Source organism: Paenibacillus mucilaginosus 3016 (genome assembly GCF_000250655.1).
Lineage (GTDB): Bacteria > Bacillota > Bacilli > Paenibacillales > NBRC-103111 > Paenibacillus_G > Paenibacillus_G mucilaginosus.
This window is the reverse complement of record NC_016935.1, coordinates 3,696,311-3,719,986: the sequence shown is the minus strand read 5'-3', so window position 1 is coordinate 3,719,986 and position 23,676 is coordinate 3,696,311. Positions and strand designations below refer to the sequence as shown.

The window sequence follows — 23,676 nt, the reverse complement described above, 5'->3', positions numbered from 1 at the left end:
GACGGTCATCGCGGCTTATCGCAGAACCGTCCGGTACAGCGGTCAAGCTCAGGCATGTAAAGCGGGTATGCTATGGATTCTTTCAGTTGATTCCAGTTCCCGGACCCCCGGATCAGAAGCTGAATGCGGTGGTTTTCAACCGGTTCAGTTCCTCCTCCAGATCCGACAGCTTCGCCTCCTCCGCTTCGCTCAGGACCGTGAGATGCTTCAGCTCAACGTCCGGATTGCCCAGGATTTCATCGATCAGCCGAAGCAGATGCCCGGCGGTACGTTCCATCGTTTCCTTCTTGAACAAGGCGGTGGCATACTCGAAGGTCAGTTCGATGGCGGACTCCGTTTCATAGGCCTTCAGCGTCAAATCGAACTTGGAGACGGGATTCTCCACACGGTACGGATGAAGTGCAGTATCATCAAGCGCAATCCCGTCCGTTTCTTCCAGACCGGACATATCGAGCATCACGTCGAACAGCGGGTTGCGGCTCAGATCGCGGCGGGTGCCCAGCTTCTCGGCCAGCTGCTCCAGCGGGTAGCTCTGATGGTCGTACGCCTGCAGCGAGCTCATCTTGACCTCCTGCAGATACGCCCGGTACGTCTTCCCGCCCGCCGGACGGCTTCGCAGCGCCAGCGTGTTGACGAACATCCCGACCATCTCCTGCAGGTCCGCGTGCGGTCTTCCCGCCACCGGTGTGCCCACCACGATGTCCTCCTGTCCGCTGTACTTCGACAGCAGGATGGTGAACACCGACATCAGCACCATCGGCATCGTCGCTTCCTGCTCCTTCGCCAGCACCCTGAGACCCTGCGTCGCCTCCCCGCCCAGCGTGAAGTGCAGACGCTCGCCCTCGAAGCTTTGCAGCGCAGGGCGTTCGTAATCGTACGGCAGCCTCAGCACCGGCACGCCGTCCTCGAACTGCGCCGTCCAGTACGCTTCCTGCTTCGCCAGCTCGCCTTCTTTCAGCCGCCGGTTATGCCACGCCGCATAATCCTTGTACTGGATCCGCAGCGGCTCCAGCTCTTCCCCGTTGTACAGCCGGACGAAGTCCTTCACCAGAATCCCCATCGACACCCCGTCCGAGATGATATGGTGCATGTCCAGCAGCAGGTACGTCCGGCCTCCGGCTTCCGCCAGCTCCGCCCGGAACAGCGGCGCCCGCTCCAGCTCGAACGGCTTCACAAAGTCCGCGGCGATCGCCTCGATCGGCTTCTCCCCGTAGGTGCGCGCCGGCACCCCGAAGGACGCTTCCCGCTCGATGCGCTGCACAATCTCGCCGTCTTCCGCGGCGAACGACGTTCTCAGCGCTTCATGCCGCTGCACCAGACCCTTCAGTGCCCGCTCCAGCCGGCCTGCGTCCACCCGGCCTTCCAGCTCATACACGCCCGGCATATGGTAGGCCGTGCTCTGCGGATCCAGCTGCTGCAGCGCGTACATCCGCTTCTGCGCGGACGACGCTTCGTACCACGCCTGCTCCGCCACCGGCTCGATCGCCTCGTATGCCCGGGCGCCGGCCGTCTCGATATACCCCGCCAGCTCGCGGATCGTCGGCCGCCGGAACAGCTCCTGCAGCGGCACTTCCACCTGAAGCTTCTGGTGGATTCCGCTCATCAGCAGTGTCGCCTTCAGCGAGTGCCCGCCCAGGTCGAAGAAGCTGTCGTGAATGCCGACCTGCGCTACGCCCAGCACCCGGCTCCAGATCGCCGCCAGCGTCTCTTCGACCGCGGTCTGCGGCGCTTCGTAGCCGCCGGTCACCAGCGCGCTCTCGTCCGGCGCCGGCAGCGCCTTGCGGTTCACCTTCCCGTTGCTCGTCAGCGGGATCTCCTCGAGCTGCACGAAGTACGCCGGTATCATGTACTCGGGCAGGCCGGCCTTCAGGTGCCCCTTCAGTTCGCCCTTCTCCACCGGCCCGCTCCGGCCGACAAAGTACGCGCACAGGTACGGCTGTCCGCTCTCGTCCGTCCGTGCCGTCACCACCGCTTCCTTCACCGCGGCATGGCCCGCGAGCCGGTGCTCGATCTCACCGAGCTCGATCCGGTACCCGCGGATCTTCACCTGGTTGTCCATCCGCCCGAGGAATTCAATCTCCCCGCTAGGCAGCCAGCGGGCGAGGTCCCCGGTCTTGTACATCCGGGTGCCCGGTACGAACGGATTGTCCACGAACTTCTCCGCCGTGAGCTCCGGACGGCCCAAGTACCCGCGGGTGACCCCGTCGCCCGCGATGCACATGTGGCCCGGCACGCCGACCGGCGTGAGCTGATCCTGGGCATCGACCATATAGATCTGCGTATTGCCGATCGGCTTGCCGATGGTCAGGCGCGCCGCCCCTGTCTCCATCCGCTTCACGGTCGACCAGATCGTCGTCTCCGTCGGCCCGTACACGTTGTAGACCGCCAGGCGGTCATACGCCTGCAGCCGCTCCCACAGGGCGGCGGGCAGCTCTTCGCCCCCGATCAGGATGCGCTGCATGCCGCCCAGCGCCTCCCGGAACGCCGCATGCTCCAGCAGCAGCTTCAGGCGCGACGGCGTGCTCTGCATCGCTTCGATGCCGAAGCGCCGGATCAGGGCCGCCAGCTTCGTGCCGTCGCTGCCTTCCTCCTCGCTGCCGACAATCACCTGCATCCCGTGTGCCAGTGGCACAAGCGTCTCCAGGCCGAAGATATCGAAGGAGATCGTCGTCAGGCACAGGATCGAGTCGCTGCGCGTCAGCTCCGTGGCCTCCACGATCGCCGTGATGAAATTGCTCACCTGCCGGTGCTCGACCATGACGCCTTTCGGGTTGCCCGTTGAACCGGACGTGTACAGCACGTACGCCAGGTCGCGGCTTGAGTTCACGGACTCCAGGCTGGTGTCGTCGCCCTGGTAGAGCTCCTCCGACATGACATCCAGCAGCGCTCCGCCGAAGCGCAGCTCCCCGGCCAGCCCTTCCAGCCCGCCGGAGGTCAGCAGGAGGCGGACCTGCGCATCCTCGAGCATATAGCCGATCCGGTCCTTCGGATGGCTCGGGTCCAGCGGCAGGTATGCCCCGCCGGCCTTCAGGATGCCGAGGATGCCGACGAGCATCTCCAGCGACCTGGGGACCATGAGGTCCCACGACCGTATCCGGGCCGACTCCTTCCCTCCGCAGGACGCGGGCCAGCTGATTCGCCTTCGCGTTCAGCTCGCGGTACGTGAGCGACTGCCAGCCGAAGTGCACCGCGGTCCTCTCCGGCGTCCGCCCGGCCTGCTCCTCGATCAGTCCGTGCACCGTTTGCTCCCGTGCGAACTCCAGAGCCGTAGCGTTGAACTCCTCGGTCAGCTGGCGCTGTTCCGCTTCGTCCAGCACGCCGAGTGCCGAGATGCTCTCCGCAGGATTCGCGCACAAACGGTTCAGAAGCACCGCAAAATTACGGCCAAGGCGGGCGATTGTATCGGGATGGAACAGCTTCGATGCGTACTCCAGCGTATAACGGATCGTTTCCCCGCTCTCCAAAGCCTCCAGCGTCAGATCGAATTTGGATATGCCGCTGTCCGCAGGCACGACCTGCAGAGCCGGCCCATCCTTCGGCACGGCATTCGCATAGCTCATGATGAACATCACGTCAAACAAAGGATTGCGGCCCGTATCCCGCTTCACCTGTACCTTGTCCAGCAGTTCTTCGAAGGGGTAGCTCTGGTGCTCGTAAGCTTCCAGCGCGTGTTCCTTCACGGTCTGCAGGAACTCGCGGTAAGGCTGGTCCGGCTCACTCTGGTTCCGCAGGGCCAGCGTGTTGACGAACATCCCCATGATGTTCTGCAAATCGGCATGCGGTCTTCCGGCAACCGGGCTGCCGATCACGATATCGTGCTGCCCGCTGTACTTCGACAGCAGAATATGGAAGGCCGACAGCAGGACCATGTGCAGGGTGCTTCCGGTTTCGCGGGCCAGCTTGCGCAGCCCTTCCACCGCCGGCTTGTCCAGCTCGAAGGTCTGAACGCTTCCTTCAAAGCTCTGCACCGCCGGCCGTTCATAATCGTAAGGGAGCGTCAGTATCGGAATCTCCCCTTGGAACCGTCCCGTCCAGTAAGCCTCCTGCTCCTTCATCCCGCCGGATTCCATCCACTTGTTCTGCCAAGCGGCATAATCCTTGTATTGAATGCGGAGCGGCTCCAGCGGCCTGCCTTGATACAGATCGGTGATCTCCCGGGTCAACAGCTGGGATGAGACCCCGTCGCTGATGATATGGTGCCTGTCGACCCACAGATACGTCCTGCCGTCCGTCCGGACAAGCGCGGCCCGCAGCAGCGGAGCTTGGCCCAGGTCAAACGGACGGATGAAGGCTTGGAATTCCGCTTCGAGCTCCGAAGGAGCCACCGTCCGGTAGTCCAGTTTGAACGTAAGCTGAGGCTCGATTTTTTGCAGGATGCGGCCGTCCATGGAGACGAAAGACGTTCTTAAGGCCTCGTGACGGTCCACCAGCCGTTGGAAAATGGATTCGATCCGGTCCGGCTCGACCGACCCGACCTCGCAGATCACCGGCACGTTGTACGCGACGCCTTGCTCCAAGGCTTGAACCAGGTACATGCGCCTTTGGGCGGAGGATGTTTCGTACCTCTCCTGCGGTGCGCAGGGCTCGATCGCGGCAAAGCGGGTTTGTCCGCTGCCTTCCGCGTACCTCGCCATCGCCTCGACCGTCGGGCTTCGGAACACTTCTTTGAGCGGCACTTCCATATTCAGCCGTTGATGAATCCTGCTGATCAGGACCGTCGCTTTCAGCGAGTGCCCGCCAAGATCAAAGAAGTTATCGCGGATGCCCACGCGCCCGGTGCCCAGCACCTCGCTCCACACCTCGGCCAGCCTCGCTTCCATGTCGGTTCTCGGCGCGGCATAGTCCCCGTCGGCCGCTGCGCCGAATTCCGGTTCCGGCAGCGCTCTGCGGTCGATTTTGCCGTTGCTCGTCAGCGGCATGACATCCAGAGGAACCAAGTACGCCGGCACCATGTACGGCGGCAGGCTTTCCTTCAAGTAGCCGCGGACCTCCGCTGCGTCCATCCCTCCGCTGCCAACATAGTAGGCCGTGAGGAAGGTTTCCTTCTCCTCGTTCACCCGGGCAACGACCGCCGCTTCCTTGACGGCAGGATGGCTCAGCAGCTTCGCTTCAACGTCGCCGAGCTCGATCCGGAAGCCGCGCACCTTCACCTGGCTGTCCATCCGGCCGATCAGCTCGATCCGTCCGTCCGCCCGCCACTTGGCGAGATCTCCGGTCCGGTACAACCGCTCGCCGGGGACAAAAGGATTCTCCATAAACTTCTCGGAGGTCAAGTCCGGACGGTTCAAGTAGCCCCGCGCCACCCCGGCGCCGGCGACCCACAGTTCCCCCGGCACGCCGATCGGACACAGATCGCCCAGGTGATCCACAATGTAGATCCGGCTGCCCGGAAGCGGCCGGCCGATCACACCGGCGAGCGAAGAGATGCCTTCCCGCGGAAGCGGAGCGGCCGCGCAGCCGATCGTGCTTTCGGTCGGTCCGTAATGGTTCATGAAGCGGACCCGTCCGCCCGGGTCCATCCGGTAAAACTGCTCCAGGTGGCCGGCGTTGAACGGTTCGCCTCCGAGAAGGATCAGCCTCAGACGGCCGGCTTCCACCATCTGCTCCACGCCTGCTCCCTGCAGCAGAAGCTGGAACAAGGAAGGCGTCATTTTCAGATAAGTGCAGTGCTCCCTTACATAGCGGACCAATACATCCGGGTCCTTGTACATGTCCTCGGACAGCAGGTGCAGCGTAACCCCGCTCGCCAAGGCGGTATAGAGCGAAGTGTAGCCCAGGTCAAAAGCATAGGAAGAGGTCAGTGCCGCAGCGTCATCATCCGTGATCGAAGCTTTCGCCGCCATCGCCTGGACGTAATTCGCCAGGCTGGAGTGTGCAATCATGACCCCCTTGGACCTGCCTGTCGTGCCTGACGTATAGATCACGTAAGCCAGGCTGTCACGGGCAGGCAGCGAGTCGAGCTGTTCGCTGTCTCCGTCATGACCCATAACCTCACTGCCGTCTACGCTCACGGACAACCCGCCCTCCGCGAGTGCGAGGACGGTGCCGTCATAACCGGCAAGCCGCTCCTTGAGGCCATCTTCGCTGTCCCCGGCCGTGATCACGATCTTGGCGGCCGCATCGCCCACCATGAATCCGATCCGGTCCTGCGGCTGCCCCGGGTCGATTGGCAGATAAGCCCCGCCGGATTTCATGATGCCGAGGATGCCGACGACCAGCTCCGGCGAAGGCTCCGCCAGCAGTCCGACGATCGTATCCGCCTGAACCCCGCAGCTGCGCAGCACTCGGGCGAGTCGGCTCGACCTTTCGCTCAGCTCACGGTACGTAAGCCGGCGCTGCTGGAACACCACGGCCGGGTGATCCGGTCTCCTGCGCGCCTGAGCCTCGAACAGCTCCACGACAGTGCCGGCCTCCTGAGGCTCTGCGGTCACATCCGCATCGGCGCCGAATTCCGTTAAGATCTGCTGCTTCTCTTCCTGGGGAAGCATCCCGATGTGCGAGAGCGGCATCTCCTCATTCAGCGCCACGGCTTCCAGAATCTGTTCAAAATAGCGCTGGTACCGGACGACGCTCGCTTGGTCATACACAGCGGCATTGTAAGCAAAGGTGAACTCGAGTTCGTCACCCGGCACGACCTTCATATTGAAATCAAAGCTGGTTTGCTCGAACCCGCCGATATCCGACACGCGGAAGCCAAGCCTTTTCAGGAAATCCCCGGTTCCAAAGCTTTCGTCAACGTAATGGTTTTGGAAGGTGATCTTATTATGGATCAGCTTCTCCTTGAGCTCCGACAAGGCCTGAATATCAGCCAGCGGATAATAATCGTACGACGCGGAATCCAGCGACTGCCGCTGCGTCTGTCTCAGCAGGTCGACAAACCGGCTGTCCGCCGCCCCCCGCACGCGCACCGGAATGGTATTGATCATCAGCCCTGCCATCTCGTCAATTCCATCCACTTCCGCATTCCGTCCGGATACGACGGAGCCGAAGACGACGTCCGGGGTATGATTCACCTTCTGCAGCAAAATTCCCCATGCGGCTTGAATCACGGTATTCATCGTCGTTTGGGTGCGCTGGGCCAGCTTCCTCAGCCGTTCGCTGCGCGTCCGGTCCATGCGGAAATCGTGACGCGCCAGGACGTATGCACCGGCAGCGGCCGCTCCGGTCGAGCTGAGGTCCGGCAGCTCCGCAGCGGATTCGTACCCTTCCAGGCAGCTCGCCCAATACGACCGGGCTTTGGCTTTATTCTGCTTCTCCAGCCACTGGATGTAGCGGGAATAAGGAACGGGCTTGGGAGCATCCGTTGCCTCATGGTTTCGAAGCTTGGCGTACAGGTCGAAGAATTCCTTCATCAGGATGCCTGTGCTCCAGGCGTCGGTCAGAATATGGTGCGAGCTCCAGATCACCCGGTACTCCCGGTCTCCAAGCTTCAAGACGGACAGCCTGATCAACAGGTCCCGGCTCAGATCAAACCGCTTCGCACGGTCCGTCCGCTCGAACTGCTCCAAGTAAGCCTTCTGCTGCTGCTCATCCAGGTGGGTCAGATCTTCATAGATCACGTCCGCTCTGCGCCCCGCCAGCACAATCTGCCGGGGACGCTCCACATATTTGTGGGCGATCACCGATCTCAGAATCTCATAGCGCTCCAGCAGCTTGTTGAAGCTCTCGTTGACGAGCTCCATATCCAGAGGCCCGTGTGACGTATAAGTCGTCTGCTCAAAATAAGCGGCGGACTCGGGATCCAGCAGCGCGTGGAACAGCATTCCTTCCTGCATCGGGGAGAGCGGATAAACATCGGCGATCTTGTAACGTCCGCCGGCTTCGTACTGCTCCTTTAAGCGGTCCAGCTCCTCCAGCGTCAAGCCAGGGTCGGAGAAATCGGAAGGCGTCGACTCCGGAGCCTCCAGCGCCAGGCAGTGCTCCATGATGGCCTGAACATGACGCTTGAAGCCGTCCGCCACCTCCCGGATCGTTGCTTCCCGGTGCCGCTTCGTATTGTAGGCGAAGGTAAAGCTCAGCTTCCGGTCCACGACCATTCCGTTGATATCCAGCGCGAAGCTCATCTTGTTCTCCGGACCGAGGTTATCTCCCGCAGATAAGCGTGACACCTCGAACAGGTCGCCTTGCAGCTCCCCGTCGAATTGCCCCAAGTAGTTGAAGCTAATCTCCGGCGTATTCCGGTTCCACTCCGTCCTACCGCCGCCCAGATATTTCAGCATGCCGTACCCGATTCCCTTATTCGGTACATGGCGCAGCGTTTCTTTGACCCGCTTAACCGCTTGAGGCAGCGCAGAGGCGCCCATCTCAAGCAGCACAGGATACTCCGCCGTGAACCAGCCTACCGTCCTGCCGATCTCGATGCCGCCTTCCAGGAGCTGTCGGCCGTGGCCTTCCAGCTGGATAAGAACCTGGTCTTGCCCGGTCCACTCCCTTACGGATAAGCCCAGCGCCGTTAGCAAAATATCCTGCACATCCGTACGGTAAGCCCGGTGGATCTGCTTAAGCAGCCGATCCGTCTCATCGAGGCTGAACTCCACGCGGAGCTCTCCCGCATCTCTGAGCCTGCTGTCTTTCCCGCCGCTGTTCCCATCGACAGGCAGAGGCTCGATCGCCGCCTGCTGGATCCGGTCCCAGTAGCCAAATTCTTCCTCCAGCGCCCCGCTCTCCACCTGCTTTTGCAAGTAGGCGCCCCAGTCCCGGAAGGAGTTGGTCTTCGCCGGGAACCGGATGGCTGGCCCCTCCTGCGCCTGACGGTACCCCTCCGTGAAATCTTCGAGCAGAATTCTCCACGACACGCCGTCGATGACCAGATGGTGAACCGCAATCAGCAGGTGATCGCCTTCGTCTAAGCGGAACAATCCGAGTTGGACCAGCGGCCCATGCTCCAGATCCATGCTGCTCTGCAGCTCGCTGCTGCGGGCTCCGACTTCCTCCGCGCAGTCGCCCCGTCCGGTGTAATCGAACACAGTCAGGGCAAACAGCTCGTGGAAAGCTTCGACTCCCCGGTTATACTGGACGATGCGGCCGCCTTCCTCGCGGTATACCATCCGCAGGGCGTCGTGGTGCGATACGATCTCCTCGAACACTTGGCGGACGAGCTCCCCATCGAACCGTTCGGAGCGGAACAGCATCGCCGATTGATTGTAATGGTGCGGATCGGTCAGCTCCTGCTCGAAGAAGGATCTCTGAACCGGAGTCAGCGCCGCTTCCCCGGTCACCGTCTCCTGACGGACGGCCGATTCCTGCCGCTTCAAGTGGCCGGCTATCGATTTCAGCGCTCCGTCACCGAAAATATGCTTCACTTCCAGGCTGTAACCATACTTTTGCAGCTTGGAGATGATACGGATCGCCTTGATCGAATCCCCGCCGAGATCGAAGAAATTGGCCTGGATCCCAACCGGTTCCCCGCCCAACACCTCACTGCACACTTCCACAAGCTTCGCTTCCGCATCACTGCGGGGAGCTTCATAGTCAGCGGCCTTCATGGCACCAAAATCCGGTTCAGGCAGTGCTTTCCGGTCGACCTTGCCATTGGCCGTCAGCGGCAGATGAGCCAGCTGGATGAAATACGACGGCACCATGTAGCTTGGCAGCTCCTGGGCAAGCCGGCTGCGCAGCAGATCCGGATCAAGCTCCCGGTCGCTCGTGACGTAAGCGCACAGCACCTTTTGCCGGGCCGCATCGTCACGTACGACGACCACCGCTGCCCGCACCTCTTCCGCCTTGAGCAGCACCGTCTCGATTTCTCCGGTTTCGACGCGGTATCCGCGGATTTTGGCCTGATGATCGATCCGCCCGATAAAATCAACGTTGCCGTCCGGCATCCAGCGGGCCAGGTCGCCCGTTCGATACAGCCGTTCGCCGGCGGCAAACGGACTGTCCACGAACTTCTCCGCCGTAAGCTCCGGCCGGTTCCAGTACCCGCGCGCCACACCGGGACCCCCGATGCAGAGCTCGCCCAGCACCCCTACCGGCACGGGGTTCAGGAAGGCGTCCACGATGTAGAACTTCGCGTTCAGGTACGCCCGGCCGATCGGCACACTGCCTCCTGCCGGCAGCTTGTCCAACGGCTCGTCGTAGAAGCTCGAATCAATCGTCGCTTCCGTCACGCCATAAGCGTTAATGATGCGGAACCCGGAGCCGAAGCGCTCCTGCAGCAGCCGGTAATCCTTCACGCTGCAGCTGTCCGAGCTTGTAATCAACAGCTCCATTGCGCTCATGTCAAGTGCCTGCTCCGCCACATATTCCATGAACGGCACGATCAGGGCAGGCGTCGATTCGAAGATGGTGATCCCGTCCTGACGAATTCGCTCGTACAGACGGACCGGATCAATGCGGTCGTCCTTCGGGCAGATGAACATCGTGCCGCCGTTATACAGCGTCCGGGCGATGTCGCCGACGAATACGTCGAAGGAGAAGCTGGCCAGCTGCAGCAGCCGTACAGGGAACTCGCCCAGCCGGTACTCCCGGCGGTAGGCTGACGCCGTATTCATCAAGCTGCGGTGTTCGATCATTACGCCCTTCGGCCGTCCGGTTGTGCCGGACGTATAGATGACATACGCCAGGTCCTGCGGCCTGCACGCAGGAGAGAGGTTCGCCGATTCCTCGGCAAAAGAGGCTTCGTCATAAGAAGCTTCGTCATAAGAGGCTTCGTCGTCCAGGCAAAGCACCGCCTGCAGATGACCGTTCCCGCTGAGCCAGCCTTCGGCGCGCTCTCGGAGTCCCGTCTGGGTCAGCAGCACCTTGGCGCCACTGTCCTCGAGCATAAAGTCAATGCGTTCGGACGGGTAATCCGGATCAAGCGGCACATAGGCGGCTCCGGCTTTCCACACGCCCATCACGCCGACCAGCAGGTCCACCGAACGGTCCGCCAGGATGCCCACCAGCTGGTTCGGCTGCACGCCCGCCTGCCTCAAGGTGCGGGCAAGGCGATTCGACCTTGCGTTCAGCTCCCCGTAGGTGAGCCGCTGTTCCTCGTAGACCACGGCCGTCTGATCCGGCGTCAGGTCCGCCTGCTCCTCGAACCATTCGTGGAACAGCCGCTCGGCCGGCTCATCCGCCGCCACTTCATTAAAGCGGTGTATCAGCACTTCTCTCTCTTCCGGGAGAAGCATTTCGATGTCCGAAAGCTTTTTGTCACTGCCGCCGTTCAGGGCGATATCCTCCAGAATCCGGGTATAATGCGATGCCATTCTTTCGATGGTTTCCCGGTGGAACAGCCTGGCGGCATAGTCGACGCTGAGCTCCAGGGCGCCGCCTTGTTCCAGCACGTTGAATTCGATATCGAATTTGGCCATGCCCCGGTCTAAGCTCCGCGGTTCGAGAGTCAGCCCGCCTGCCCCCGCGCCCGGACTCCTTCTTCCCGGAGCCTCGACCGTATACGTATCGAACATCACGTCGAACAGCGGATTTCGGCTGGAATCTCTCGTTAATGCCAACCGCTCCACAAGGCGGTCGAACGGATAGCTGTCGTTCTCGTAAGCCTCCAGGGTGTACTCCCGTACTTCGTTCAAATAGTCGAGGTACGTCTTGTCTCCGCTGGGCCTGCTGCGGAGTGCAAGGGTATTGACGAACATCCCCATCATGGTCTGGAGCTCCGCCCGGGAACGTCCTGCGACCGGCACGCCCACGACAAGATCGTCCTGACCGCTGTACCTGGATAACAGGAGCTGGAAGGCGGACAGCAGGACCATGTGCAGGGTGCATCCCCGCTCCTTCGCCAACCTGCGAAGCCGCTCGGTTGTCCCCTGAGCAACCGAGAGGATGACGGTACCGCCCTCGAAGCTTTGGACCGCCGGCCGCTCCAAATCATAAGGGAGACGGAGCTGCGGCACCTCATCCTGGTATTGGCTCACCCAGTACTGCTCCTGCTTCTTCAGCTCGTCCGACTGCAGGAACCGGTTATGCCACACGGCATAATCCTTGTACTGAATGGGCAGCGGCTCCAGTACGGCGCCCTCATACAGCGCGAGCAGCTCGTCCAGGAACAGCCGCAGGGATAACCCGTCCGTCACGATATGATGCATGTCGAGCAGAAGGTACCGCTTGTCTCCGCTTCGAACAAGCTCAGCCCGGAACAGGGGAGCTTGGTCCAGGGAGAACGGACGCACAAACCGGCTTGCGACCAGAGCCGGATCGGATTCGCTTTCCTGCCGGACTTCCAGCTGGAACCGGATGTCGTCCGCGATCCGCTGCACAATCTCCCCATCCGCCGTCTCAAACGAAGTCCGCAGAGCCTCATGCCGCCGGATCAACGCTTGCAGTGCCGCCTCCAGGCGATCCTCCTGCACGTCCGGCCCAAGCTCGAAGCAGCCGGGCATATTGTAAGCCGTGCTGTCCGGCTCTCTCTGCTGTACCGCATACAGCCGTTTCTGTGCCGAAGACGTCTCGTAGGTCTCGCTGATCACGCAAGGCTCGATCCGTTCGAGGCTTGGCTTGGCATCCCCCGCCCCGCTCCGTTCGAGATAGGCGCCGATTTCCCGCACCGTCGGATGCAGAAGCAGTTCCTTCAGCGGAAGCCGGATGTGGAACTCACGTCCGATCTCGCTGACTACGGCCGTCGCCTTGAGGGAATGCCCGCCGAGCTCAAAGAAGTTATCGTCCACGCCTACCCGCTCCACGTCCAGCACCGCCTGCCAGATGGCCGCCAGCTTCCGCTCCGCTTCGGTCCGTGGTGCTTCATAGGACGCGGCCGCCAAGCTGCTGATCGCCGGTTCCGGCAGCGCTTTGCGGTTCACTTTGCCGTTGCCGGTCAGCGGGAACTCCTCCAGCCTGACGAAGAACGCCGGAACCATATATTCGGGCAGGCTCAGCTTGAGATAGGCTTTCAGGTCGGCCTGCGTCAGCTCCCGGCGGCTTACGAAATAAGCGCACAGGTACATTAAGCTCTGCTTGTCTTCCTTGGCCAGAACGACCGCATCTTCGATCTCCTCATGGCCAAGCAGACGGTTCTCGATCTCGCCGAGCTCGATCCGGTAGCCTCTGATCTTGACCTGATGATCAATCCGTCCCAAATACTCCAGCTCGCCGTTTGGCAAAAGCCGCACCAAATCGCCCGACCGGTAGATCCGCTCGCCTTCCCGATGCGGATTCGGCAGGAAGCGCTCCTGCGTCAGCTCCGCGCGGTTCAAGTACCCCCGCGCCACTCCGTCACCGCCGACGCACAGCTCGCCTGCCACCCCGAACGGAAGCAGGTTGAGATGCTCATCCATGACGTACGTGGTTAACGTCGGAATCGCCCGGCCGATATTGCTGATTCCGCTGGCGATCTCCTGCAGCCCGATCTCCTTGAACGTAACGTGTACGGTCGTTTCGGTAATCCCGTACATATTGATGAGCCGGGTGTCCGGGTAAGTCCGTTTCCAGTCCTGCAGCAGGGCCGGCTTGAGCGCCTCCCCGCCAAAGATCACATACCGCAGGCTGAGCGGCTGACCATGCCCGGCATCCCGGCGGGCGTCTTGTACGGCCAGATTCATGAGCAGGTAGAAGGCGCCCGGCGTTTGATTCAGCACCGTAACGTGTTCCTTCTTCAGGAGGGCCAGATAGCTTTCGAAGTCCTTCGTCGTTTCCTCCGGTACAATGACCAGCTTGCCTCCGTACAGCAGGGCACCGTACATTTCCCAGACGGAGAAGTCGAAGCAGTTCGAATGGAACATCGTCCACACATCGTTCTCCGTAAAATCAAACGGCATTCTGTCGTTCACCATAAGCCGCACGACCTGGTTATGCTCGACCATCACACCCTTGGGCCGGCCTGTCGTGCCTGACGTGTAGATGATATAAGCGAGATTCCGGCTGGTGCTGACCGCCTCCGGCGCATCGGCAGGTCCGGTGCTGACCCGTTCATGCTTGATATCGATGCGGGTTCCGGCGAACCCGGCCGCTTGATCGAGCGCATCCGCAGTGATCAAGTAGCCGATCCCGGAATCCTCGATGATATAGTCGATTCTCTCCTGCGGCAGCTTGATATCGATCGGCACATAAGCGCCGCCGGCTTTGAGCGTTCCGAGCATCGCCACGATCATGTCAACCGAACGCTCCAACATCACCCCGACGAGCGTCTCCGCACCGACCCCCTGTTCACGGAGCCAGACGGCAAGCCGGCTGGACTGCTCGTCCAGCTGACGATAGGTGAGCTGACGGTCTTCATACACGACCGCAGTACGGTCCGGCGTACGCTGCGCCTGCTCCGCGAACAGCTCATGGATCGTCTTCCCGCGCGGATACTCGGCTGCAGCGGCATCCAACATCTCCAGCAGATCCGTCTGCTCCGCCGAGGTCAGCAGCTCCAGCTCGCCGATCCGGGCTTCCGGCCGGCCCGCGAACTGCTCCAGCAGGCGAACCAGGTGCCCACGGACCCGTTCCACGCCTTCACGGTCATACACTCCGCCGTTGAATTCGAGCCGCAGCGTGAGTTCCTCTCCGGGCAGAACAATGACATTAAAGTCATAATTGGTCTGTTCCTCGGCTTGGAATCCGCTGAGCACGATTCCCTTCTCTTCTTGGAACTGTCCCAGACGCTGATCCATCGGGTAGTTCTCGAACACGACAAGGTGGCGGATCAGGTCCTGCTTTTGCCCGCTTAACGCTTGAATTTCATAGAGCGGATACGTATCGTACGCCGCTGAGAGAAGCGACTGCTCCTGAACGCTTCTCAGCAGTCCGGCCACCGTCTCCTCCGCCCCGCTGCGGACGCGCACCGGGATCGTATTGATGAACAGTCCGATCATCGTTTCGATGCCCGGGATGTTCGCCGACCGGCCCGACACGACGCTGCCGAATACGACGTCGTCCGTGCGGTTATACCGCTGCAGCAGCACTCCCCAGGCCGTCTGAATCATCGTATTCATCGTCACCTGAAGCCGGTTCGCGGTGCGCTGCAGTCCCTCGGTCAGAGGCTTCCCAAGGCTGCTGACCAGCTTCTCCGGCGTATATCCGTCCGCGCTCCCCTGTCCCTGTTGAGACTTTGCCGGCAGAAGATCCGTCTGGCTGTCATACCCGTCCAGGTACGTCTTCCAATAACCGGACGCCGCTTCGCCGTCCTGCCGCTCCAGCCACTCGATATAGCGGCCGTACGATCCGGCGGTTCCGAGCGCCGGTTCGCTCCCATTCCCGAAGGCCGCATAAGCGTCGAACGCTTCCTGAATCATCAAAGGCAGGCACCAGCCGTCCATCACGATATGATGGAAGCTCCAGAGGAACTGATATTCCTTATCGGCAAGGCGGAGAATCGTTACCCGGAAGAGCGGATCCTGCTCGAGATCAAACCCTCTGGCTTTATCGCCTTGGATCCGCGCGTCCACCTGTGTTTGTCGTTCCCCCGGCTGCAGTCCGCGAAGATCCTCATAGGCAAAACCGGGCTTCCGGCTCCGGTATACGACCTGCAGAGGCTGATCGCCCCGGCCGCTGTAGAAATTCGTCCGCAAAGCATCATGCCGCCGGGTCAGATGGTCGAGGCTCTGCCGGAAGGTGTCCGGATCCAATAGGCCGTTCAAGGTAAAGGTGACCTGCTCGAAGTACGCATGAGACCCCTCATCCAGCCTGCGGTGGAACCACATGCCCTTCTGCATCGGCGTCAGTGCGTAGACATTCTCTATCTCGCCGATCTGCTGCGTCTGCTGCTGAAGGCGGTCCAGCTCTTCTACCGTGAGCCCCTTGAACAAGACATCGCTCGGCGTCAGCTCCGCCCTCTCTTGCGCAGTGCAGTGGGCGATGATCTCCCGCAGAGCGGCCTGGAAGCATTCGCCCAGCCGCTCCACGCTCTCCCGCCGGTATTGAGTGGTGCTGTAGCTGACCGTCATGATCAGCTCCCCGCCGGTTACCGCGCCGTTCATATCGAGCACATAAGGCCTTGCGTTCCGTTCGCTCCGGTCCGCACCGCCCGAATAAGGCGACGGCTTCAGCCCGCTGCTCTCCAGATCCTGGTCGAATTGACCCAGGTAGTTAAAGCTGATCTCGGGTTCAACCCCCAAGCGGACGGCGGACGGCGTCCCCGCAGGAGCCGAGAGATAACGAAGAATGCCGTAACCGATCCCCTTATGCGGGATGCCGCGCAGACTTTCTTTGACCCGCTTAATACGGGCGCCCAGACCTTCCGGCGAATCGGTATTCTCTTGGTCCAGCTCCAAGAGCACCGGGAATTGGCTCGTGAACCAGCCGACCGTCCGCGTCACGTCCATATCCGGAACCACCGGTTCCCTGCCATGGCCTTCCAGATTGACAAGCACCCGCTCCAGCCCAGTCCAGCGGTGGATCGCGAGGCCCAGCGCCGTAAGCAGCAGGTCGTTCATGTCGGTGTTGTAGGCCCGATGCGCCTGCTTCTGCAAGCGCTCCGTGTCCTCCTTCGACCAGCGGACGGTGACGATATCACTGTCCCGCAGGAGTGGACGCTCACGCTCAGGCTCATGCGGACGGCCCGTTTCACTCCCCTGCTCGGGGAGCTTACCGCCGGCTGCATGATCCCGCTCCGGAGCTTCCAGGCCGTGTCCGCCGAAATCCAGCGGCAGCCGCTCGGTATGCGCCTGCTCGATTCCCTGCCAGTAGGCCCGCTGCGCTTCCATGGCCGGACTGTCCGCATAGGCGGCGAGACTCTCCGACCAAAGCCGGAAGGAATCGGTTTTGGCCGGAAGCCGGATAGGCTGTGCCTGTACCGCCTGCTCGTACCCTGCCGCCAGATCCTCGAACAGGATTCGCCACGACACCCCATCCACTGCCATATGATGAATGGAGATCAGGAGGTGGTCGCCATCCGCGCAGCGGAACAGACCCAGCTTCAGCAGCGGGCCGTTCGCAAGGTCCATACGGCTCTGGATTTCGTTCGCCTTCTCTGCAATCGCCTGGGCGATCGGCGACGGCTCGGAGGTCTCGGCCGCAGCCCCCTCCCGCAGATCCACCGTCTCCAGACTGTAAAGCTCCCCTTCGTCCACACTCCGAATCCTTGCCCTATAGCCGTCTTCCCGGAGAACCATGACCATCCGCAGGGCGTCATGATGCTCGGCGATCTTTTGAACCGTCAAGCGCAGCGCCGCCTCATCAAATCCCTCCTCGCGGTACAGCAGGAATGCCTGATTAAAGTGATGCGGAGCCGCAAACTCCTGTTCAAAAAAACCAGTGTTGAATAGGGATCAACAGGGTTTCTCCCATGACCTCCCCTTGATCGGCCGTCCGCGTAAGCGGCTGAACAAACGTGCTCAGCTCGGCCACCGTCCGGTAGGTGAACAGATGCTTCATGTCCAGCTTGTATCCTGCCTGCTGCAGCCGGGAAGAAACCTGCATGGCTTTGATCGAACTCCCGCCCAGCTCGAAGAAGTGGTCGTGAATGCCGACCGTCTTCATGCCGAGAACCGATTCCCAAACCGAGACCAGCGCCTTCTCCACCGGCGTGCGCGGAGCGGCATATTCCGCGTCCGCATGGACGTTCCCTTCGACAGCCGGCAGCGCTTTGCGGTCGATCTTGCCGTTAGGGCTCAGCGGCATCTTCGCCAGCTGGATGAAGTACGACGGGATCATGTACTCCGGCAGTTCCAGGGACAGCGCCTTTCTCAGTTCTCCGACCGTCAGCTCCCGGTCCGCCACGAAGTATGCGCAAAGATGCTTCTGTCCGTCCTCCTTCTCCCGCGCCATGACGACGGCTTCTCTCACGGACTCGATCTTCGATACTTTGGCTTCGACTTCGCCAAGCTCGATCCGGTATCCGCGGATCTTCACCTGGTGGTCGATCCGTCCCAGGTATTCGATCTGCCCCTCCGGCAGCCAGCGCGCCAAATCCCCGGTACGGTACATCCGTCCGCCCGGAACGAACGGGTTGTCCGTAAATTTCTCCGCCGTGAGCTCGGGCCGGTTCAAATACCCCCGCGCTACGCCGACTCCGGCGATGCACAGCTCTCCGGGCACACCGATCGGCTGCAGCTCCTTCGCTCCTGCTCCTGTTATGTATAATTGAATATTCGAAATCGGTTTGCCGATCGGAACGGAGGCAAGCCCCGACAGATCCTCCGTGCACTCATAATACGATACGTCGACCGTAGCTTCCGTCGGACCGTACAGATTGATGAGCTTCGCCCCGTGCACCGGCGCGATAAAGCGCTGGAACCTGGACGCCTGGGGCAGCGTCAAGGCTTCACCGCTTGCGAACACCTGCTTCAGCGATACCAGCTTGCCGGCACGCTCCTGCTCGGGCAGATGCTCGATATGATCGAGAAACGCCTGCAGCATCGCCGGTACAAAATGCATCGTGGTGATATGCTGCTCCGCGATCGTATGCAGAATGAGGCCCGGGTCCTTCTCCCCTCCCGGCGGCAGCAGATGCACCTTCGCGCCCGCCAGTGCCCACCAGAACAGCTCCCATACGGAGACGTCGAAGGTCACCGGCGTCTTCTGCATAATGGTGTCCGACGAATCCAAGGGATACGCCTCCTGCATCCACAGCAGCCGGTTGATAACCGAGTGGTGCTCGACCATCACCCCTTTGGGGTTGCCTGTAGATCCCGACGTATAAATAACGTAAGCCAAGTGGTTCGGCCCGGCGGTCCCCTGCGGGGTCGAACGGTTCTCCGCATAGACCGACTCGTCATCCAGTTCGACGAGCTCTCCTGCAAATTCCGCGGGGATGCGGCTGCCCAAATGGCTCTTCAGCAGGAGCTGCCCTGCACCCGAATCCTCCAGAATGTACCGGATGCGCTCTTCAGGAAAGGAAGGATCAATCGGCACATAGGCGGCACCGGCTTTCAGAATCCCGTAGATACCCACGATCATTTCGAGGGAGCGCTCGGCCATGACACCAACGAGCCCGTCCGGCTGGACTCCCTTGGCCCGCAGCGTATGTGCCAATTGATTCGCACGCTCGTTCAACTCGCGGTAGGTCAGTCGCTCGCTGCCGAACGTGACGGCTGTCCGCTCCGGAGTACGCGCAGCCTGTTCCTCGAACAGCTGATGAATCGTCTTCTCCTTCGGATACGGAGCCGCCGTGTCTGCCCATTCGGTCAAGATCAGCCTTCGCTCTTCCTCACTGATCAACGAAATCTCGGCTATCGTGGTGTGCGGACTGCGGAGCATAAATTGTACAGTAAGAAGAAGCCTCTGAATCAAACCTTCGATCTCGCTCTCCTGAAAAACATGAGTCCGATAATCCACATCGAGATCGATCTGGTTCTCGTTGATCGATTCCTTAATGTGAATCACAAAATCATTCATTTCATGGCCGCAAAAATCAGGTTTGGTCAGCAGCTTGAGGTGGTCGACTTCAGGAAAGCTCAACACCTGGTATTCCATCACGATCCCGAAAAGCCGTTGAATGGAATGATTCTGGTGCTTCTCCCGGAGGTTCTGTATCAAATGGTTATACGGATATTTCTGGTGACGGAGAAGGGACTGCTGCTCCTTGGCGACTTGCTGAAGGAACGACAGCAGATCCGCTTCCGGATCCACGCTGACCCGGGCCGCCACCGTACTGACGAACATCCCGACCATGTCTTTCTCCTGCTTGCTGGTCCGGTTGGCAAAGTTCGTTCCGACCGCCACGTCCTGCTCGTTCGTTACTTTATGCAGGTAGATATACAATGCCGCCAGGAAGATGGTAAACACACTTACGTTATGCTGCTGGCCGAACGCTTTGATGTCCTTGAAGAGCTCGTGATCAAGGATGAAGGTTTTCCGCTCCGCAGCCGTACTCGTTAAGAACGGGTCATACGATTTCAGTCCGGTCAGATCCGGGAGCGTGCTGAACTTGTCGAGCCAGAACGCTTGATCCTTCCGGTACCTTTCCGAACTCTCGTAAGCCTGATCCGCAGGAATGTAATCGATATAAGAGCTTCTTTTGATATCCGCCGCAGCCGGGTCTTCATTCACGATGGCGGCGTAATAGTCCGAGATTTGGTTGATAACCAGGTTGAGGCCGATCCCGTCGGCGGCAATATGATGCATCTGGACGTTGTATTGATAATAACCGTCTTTTATTTTGAGAATCACAAACCGGAACAAATCTGATTCCAGAAAAACTAAAGGCTTGCGGTTATGTTCATACAGCCACTGCTGAGCTTGACGCTCGTCCTGCGCATCCGAGAAATCGACATATTCAATGTCTTTATATGTATAAGGTTCGACATACTGCATCGGTATGCCATCCTGCTGAGTCATTCTGATCCGAAAAGCGTCGTTGTGCCGGATCGCCCATTGAATGGCCTGCTTGAGAATCTCCGGCTGAAACGGACCTTCGATGTTGACTGTTGCGGAGAGCAGACAGGCCGTGGTGCCCGGATATAACATCTCCGTGTACCAGATTCTTTGCTGCGCCTGGGTCAGAGGAAATAATTCGCGGGAATACGTATTCAACACAGTCACTCCTTGCATGAGTAGGATTAAGGTTAGGCGTGTTCACTCACTAACGGAGGCATGATTGCGTTTGTGGTCACAAGGAAGGATGGGTAACCGTAGAGAGTTTTTTGAGCGGTCATCAAGTGGGAGGTTCTCTCTATCCGATGGTCAAAACCGTCATGAGACGGGACGATGCCCGCACTCCTCATGCCGAGCTCATCACACCGCAGCTGGACGAATCGGGTCTTCGCCGGCCTTAATTCTGGATATCATTTGACCGTTCCACCTCCGTTTCAGGCTTCCATTTTGAGGATAACAACGAGTTTTTATGACCAAATCACCTAAAATTATACAATAATGTACAATAAACACTTGTTATAATCATACACCGATCCCATGATTTAGTAAATAACAATTGAATTTGGATGTCTCCTCCTCTTTTGAATGCATAAAAAAAATCCCCTCCGGTGAGCAGTGAGGAAGTCCCTGGATCCCAAGAACTTCACTTGCACTGTCACCCCTGAGGGGACTTGATTTCCATTTAATTCCTATTCGTTTCCAATTAATCTCCGTATACCATTTTCGTGTAATTTTTGCTGATCCCGATATAAAAGGCGATCATCAGTACCGCAAACAGCCCAATGCCCAAGGCGATTTGCAGGAAAAAGCTTGCATTCATGATGTCTTCCAGCATATCCATGGCTGCGACACTGTGGATGATTCCGACAACGACGGGCAGCAGAAAGGCCATTCCTACCTGAAGGTAGACAGAGCGCTGAATTTCCAGTTTGCTCATACCGACTTTTTTGAGAATTTCATACTGCTCCTGATCCATAAGCGCATCGCTCAAAATTTTAAAATAAATCGTGCTGAACGTAGCCAAAACAAACACTAGCGACATGATCAGCCCTAAAAAGAAGAAGGTATTCAGCGTATAGTAATCCTGAACATACTGCGTGCTGAACCCGTTCACCTTGCCGCCGGGAACCAGGGCGGTCAGATTCTTTACCAGCTGCTCGCTGTGCTCCTGATCCGTAATCCGCAGCCCGTTCAGAGTCGTTTCGGAGGTGCCCGTGACCATCTTGTTATACTGCTCATCCGACAGTACGTAGATGTTTTTGCTGCCGAAGCCGAGGGCATTCCCCGTCACCGGGACCTGGCGGCTCTCTTTCACCGTGTACGTTCCTCCGTTCAATCGGATGGAATCGCCTTTCACACGTATAGGCGAAGCCAAGGAACGGGCGTTCAGGATGAACGAAACCTCATCGTCCTGAGGCTTCAGCTCCGCAAGCAGGGATTCCCGGTCTTCAACCTTCAAAAATTCCAGCGTCTTTACCAGTTCGGAATAACGGATGGCAAAAGCTTCGTTGTTGGAATCGATTTTCTTGCTTCCGTCGTACTCGACTTTCACTGCCGCAAGCCGCACTTCGTTCCAGCCCGCAAGCTGATGTCCTGACGCCTGAATCGCTTCCGTCACCCCCTCCTTCACCTGATCATTCTTCATCGCATCACTGCTGACATAGCTCAGGCTGTACGGCACCTCAATGATCTTGTGATCCTCTGCATATTGTTTGAAGGAAAGACTGACGCTGAAGGCCGTCACGGTGGCCGCGGCCAGAATCGCCGTCATGGCAAGACTCCGGTAATTCGCTTTTAACCGGAAGAAAATATTGCTGATGCTCACAAGCCGTACACTTTTGTAAATCATGCGCTTCGACTGAATCAGCTTGCTGAACACAATCGTCAGGAAGCTGCCGAAGAACAGGTACGTCCCCAGGCTGACCAGAATCAGCGTCGCCATCGAGGAGAGCAGCAAATCCCAGCGCCAGTCCGCGAACCCGGTCGCCACGACGTAGCCGGTCAGGATAAAGAACACCCCGGACAAGCCCTTCAAGTAATTGGACTGGGGCACGGTGGGCTTGACTTTCGTCGCGTTCAGCATATCGATCAGCTGGCTTTTCTTCACTTCCCTGTAATTCTTAAACCCGAGTGCGATGAAGATAAGACCGAACACAATCACGAGCTGAATAATCGCCTTCATCGAAACCGAGAACGCGATATCCACGTCCAGATACATCGCTTTGCCCAGAAACATGAAGAACAGCTTGGAAAACAGGATCCCTGCCGCGAGTCCGAGCAGCAAAGACAGAACTCCGAGCAGGATGCTCTCAAATGCAAATACCCTTCCAATCTTGGACGTGCTGATGCCGGCCAGCATGTAGATTCCGGTTTCCTTCTGCCGCCGCTTGAAAAAAAATCCGTTGGCATGCCACATGAAGAAGACCACCGTACACAGCAGCACGAATCCGCAGGTCATGCTCGCAACCGAGGCCGATTGAATCCGCTCCGCAATCTGCTCGAAGGTTTCATTATATTGAATTGCAGCAAAGTTATAATAAGTGGCCACGGTGACCACGAGGACGATCAAATAAAATTCGTAAATCTGGAGATTGTTTCTTAACAGCTTAAAGGCGATTTTAATGGAATTCATGACTCGTTCCCCCCATCACCGCGAGCATGTTCAGCACCTTCTTGAACAGTTCCTGCTTGTTGCCGTCACTGTCGATCCGGCCGTGAATCGATCCGTCCTTCAAGAACATGATCCGGTCGCAGTAGCTTGCGGCAGCGGCGTCGTGGGTGACCATAATGATGGTCGTTCTCAGCTGTTTATTTACATTTTTGAAGCATTCCAGCACCTCCGAGGACGACTTCGAATCGAGCGCCCCTGTCGGTTCATCCGCAAAAATCACACTCGGCGATGTGATCAGCGCCCTGCAGATGGCCGCCCGCTGTTTCTGGCCGCCCGACAGCTCATACGGATATTTGTCCACATGCTCGGCAATGCCAAGCATCTGCGTGAGCTCCTGGATCTTGCTCAGAATCACCTCCAGCTTTACATTGTTCAGCGTTAGCGGCAGGGCGATATTATCCCGTACCGTCATATTATCGAGCAGGTTGAAGGCTTGAAACACAAAGCCGATGGTATCTCTGCGGAACCGGGCCAGCTCCTCGTTCTTAATGGACGTGATATCGATACCGTTGATCGAGATGTTCCCCGAGGAAGCTTTATCGATCGTGGACATGATGTTTAATAACGTGGTTTTGCCCGATCCGGAAGGCCCCATGATTCCGACAAATTCACCTTCCTGTATGTCCAGGCTGATTCCTTTCAAGACCTGGAAGGCATTGGTCTTTTCACCGTACTGCTTCGTGACGTTCGATACTTCCACCATATTCATTTCCAGCTCCACCTCCATCCAGTTCCCTTTGGCAATTGATATGCTCTCATTATAAGTGAATTGATTTTTGCCTTGCCATGGCTCCAGGTTACATTTGGGGGCCTCAAAGTGACATTCTTGTCACATA

At 59.0% G+C, this 23,676-nt stretch carries 2 protein-coding genes and 1 pseudogene; all 3 read right to left on the bottom strand.

What is annotated here, in order from left to right:
* Positions 1 to 112: 112 nt before the first annotated feature.
* The 3 genes and pseudogenes from PM3016_RS16145 to PM3016_RS16135 all read right to left on the bottom strand — a co-directional run bounded on the left by PM3016_RS16145 (position 113) and on the right by PM3016_RS16135 (position 23,567).
* A pseudogene (locus PM3016_RS16145) lies at positions 113 to 20,346 on the bottom strand (non-ribosomal peptide synthase/polyketide synthase).
* Positions 20,347 to 20,872: 526 nt separating this feature from the next.
* On the bottom strand, positions 20,873 to 22,801 hold the full coding sequence (locus PM3016_RS16140) for an FtsX-like permease family protein (protein ID WP_014370155.1): 1,929 nt from the start codon (positions 22,799 to 22,801) through the stop codon (positions 20,873 to 20,875).
* Positions 22,788 to 23,567, bottom strand: a complete 780-nt coding sequence (locus tag PM3016_RS16135; protein ID WP_014370154.1) for an ABC transporter ATP-binding protein — start codon at positions 23,565 to 23,567, stop codon at positions 22,788 to 22,790. The genes PM3016_RS16140 and PM3016_RS16135 overlap by 14 nt, the downstream gene beginning before the upstream one ends.
* Between the last annotated feature and the right edge of the window lie 109 nt (positions 23,568 to 23,676).

Excerpts from the sequence above, each read along its gene's own strand:
- PM3016_RS16140 (WP_014370155.1), bottom strand. The coding sequence starts at position 22,801 with ATGAATTCCATTAAAATCGCCTTTAAGCTGTTAAGAAACAATCTCCAG.
- PM3016_RS16135 (WP_014370154.1), bottom strand. The coding sequence starts at position 23,567 with ATGGAGGTGGAGCTGGAAATGAATATGGTGGAAGTATCGAACGTCACG.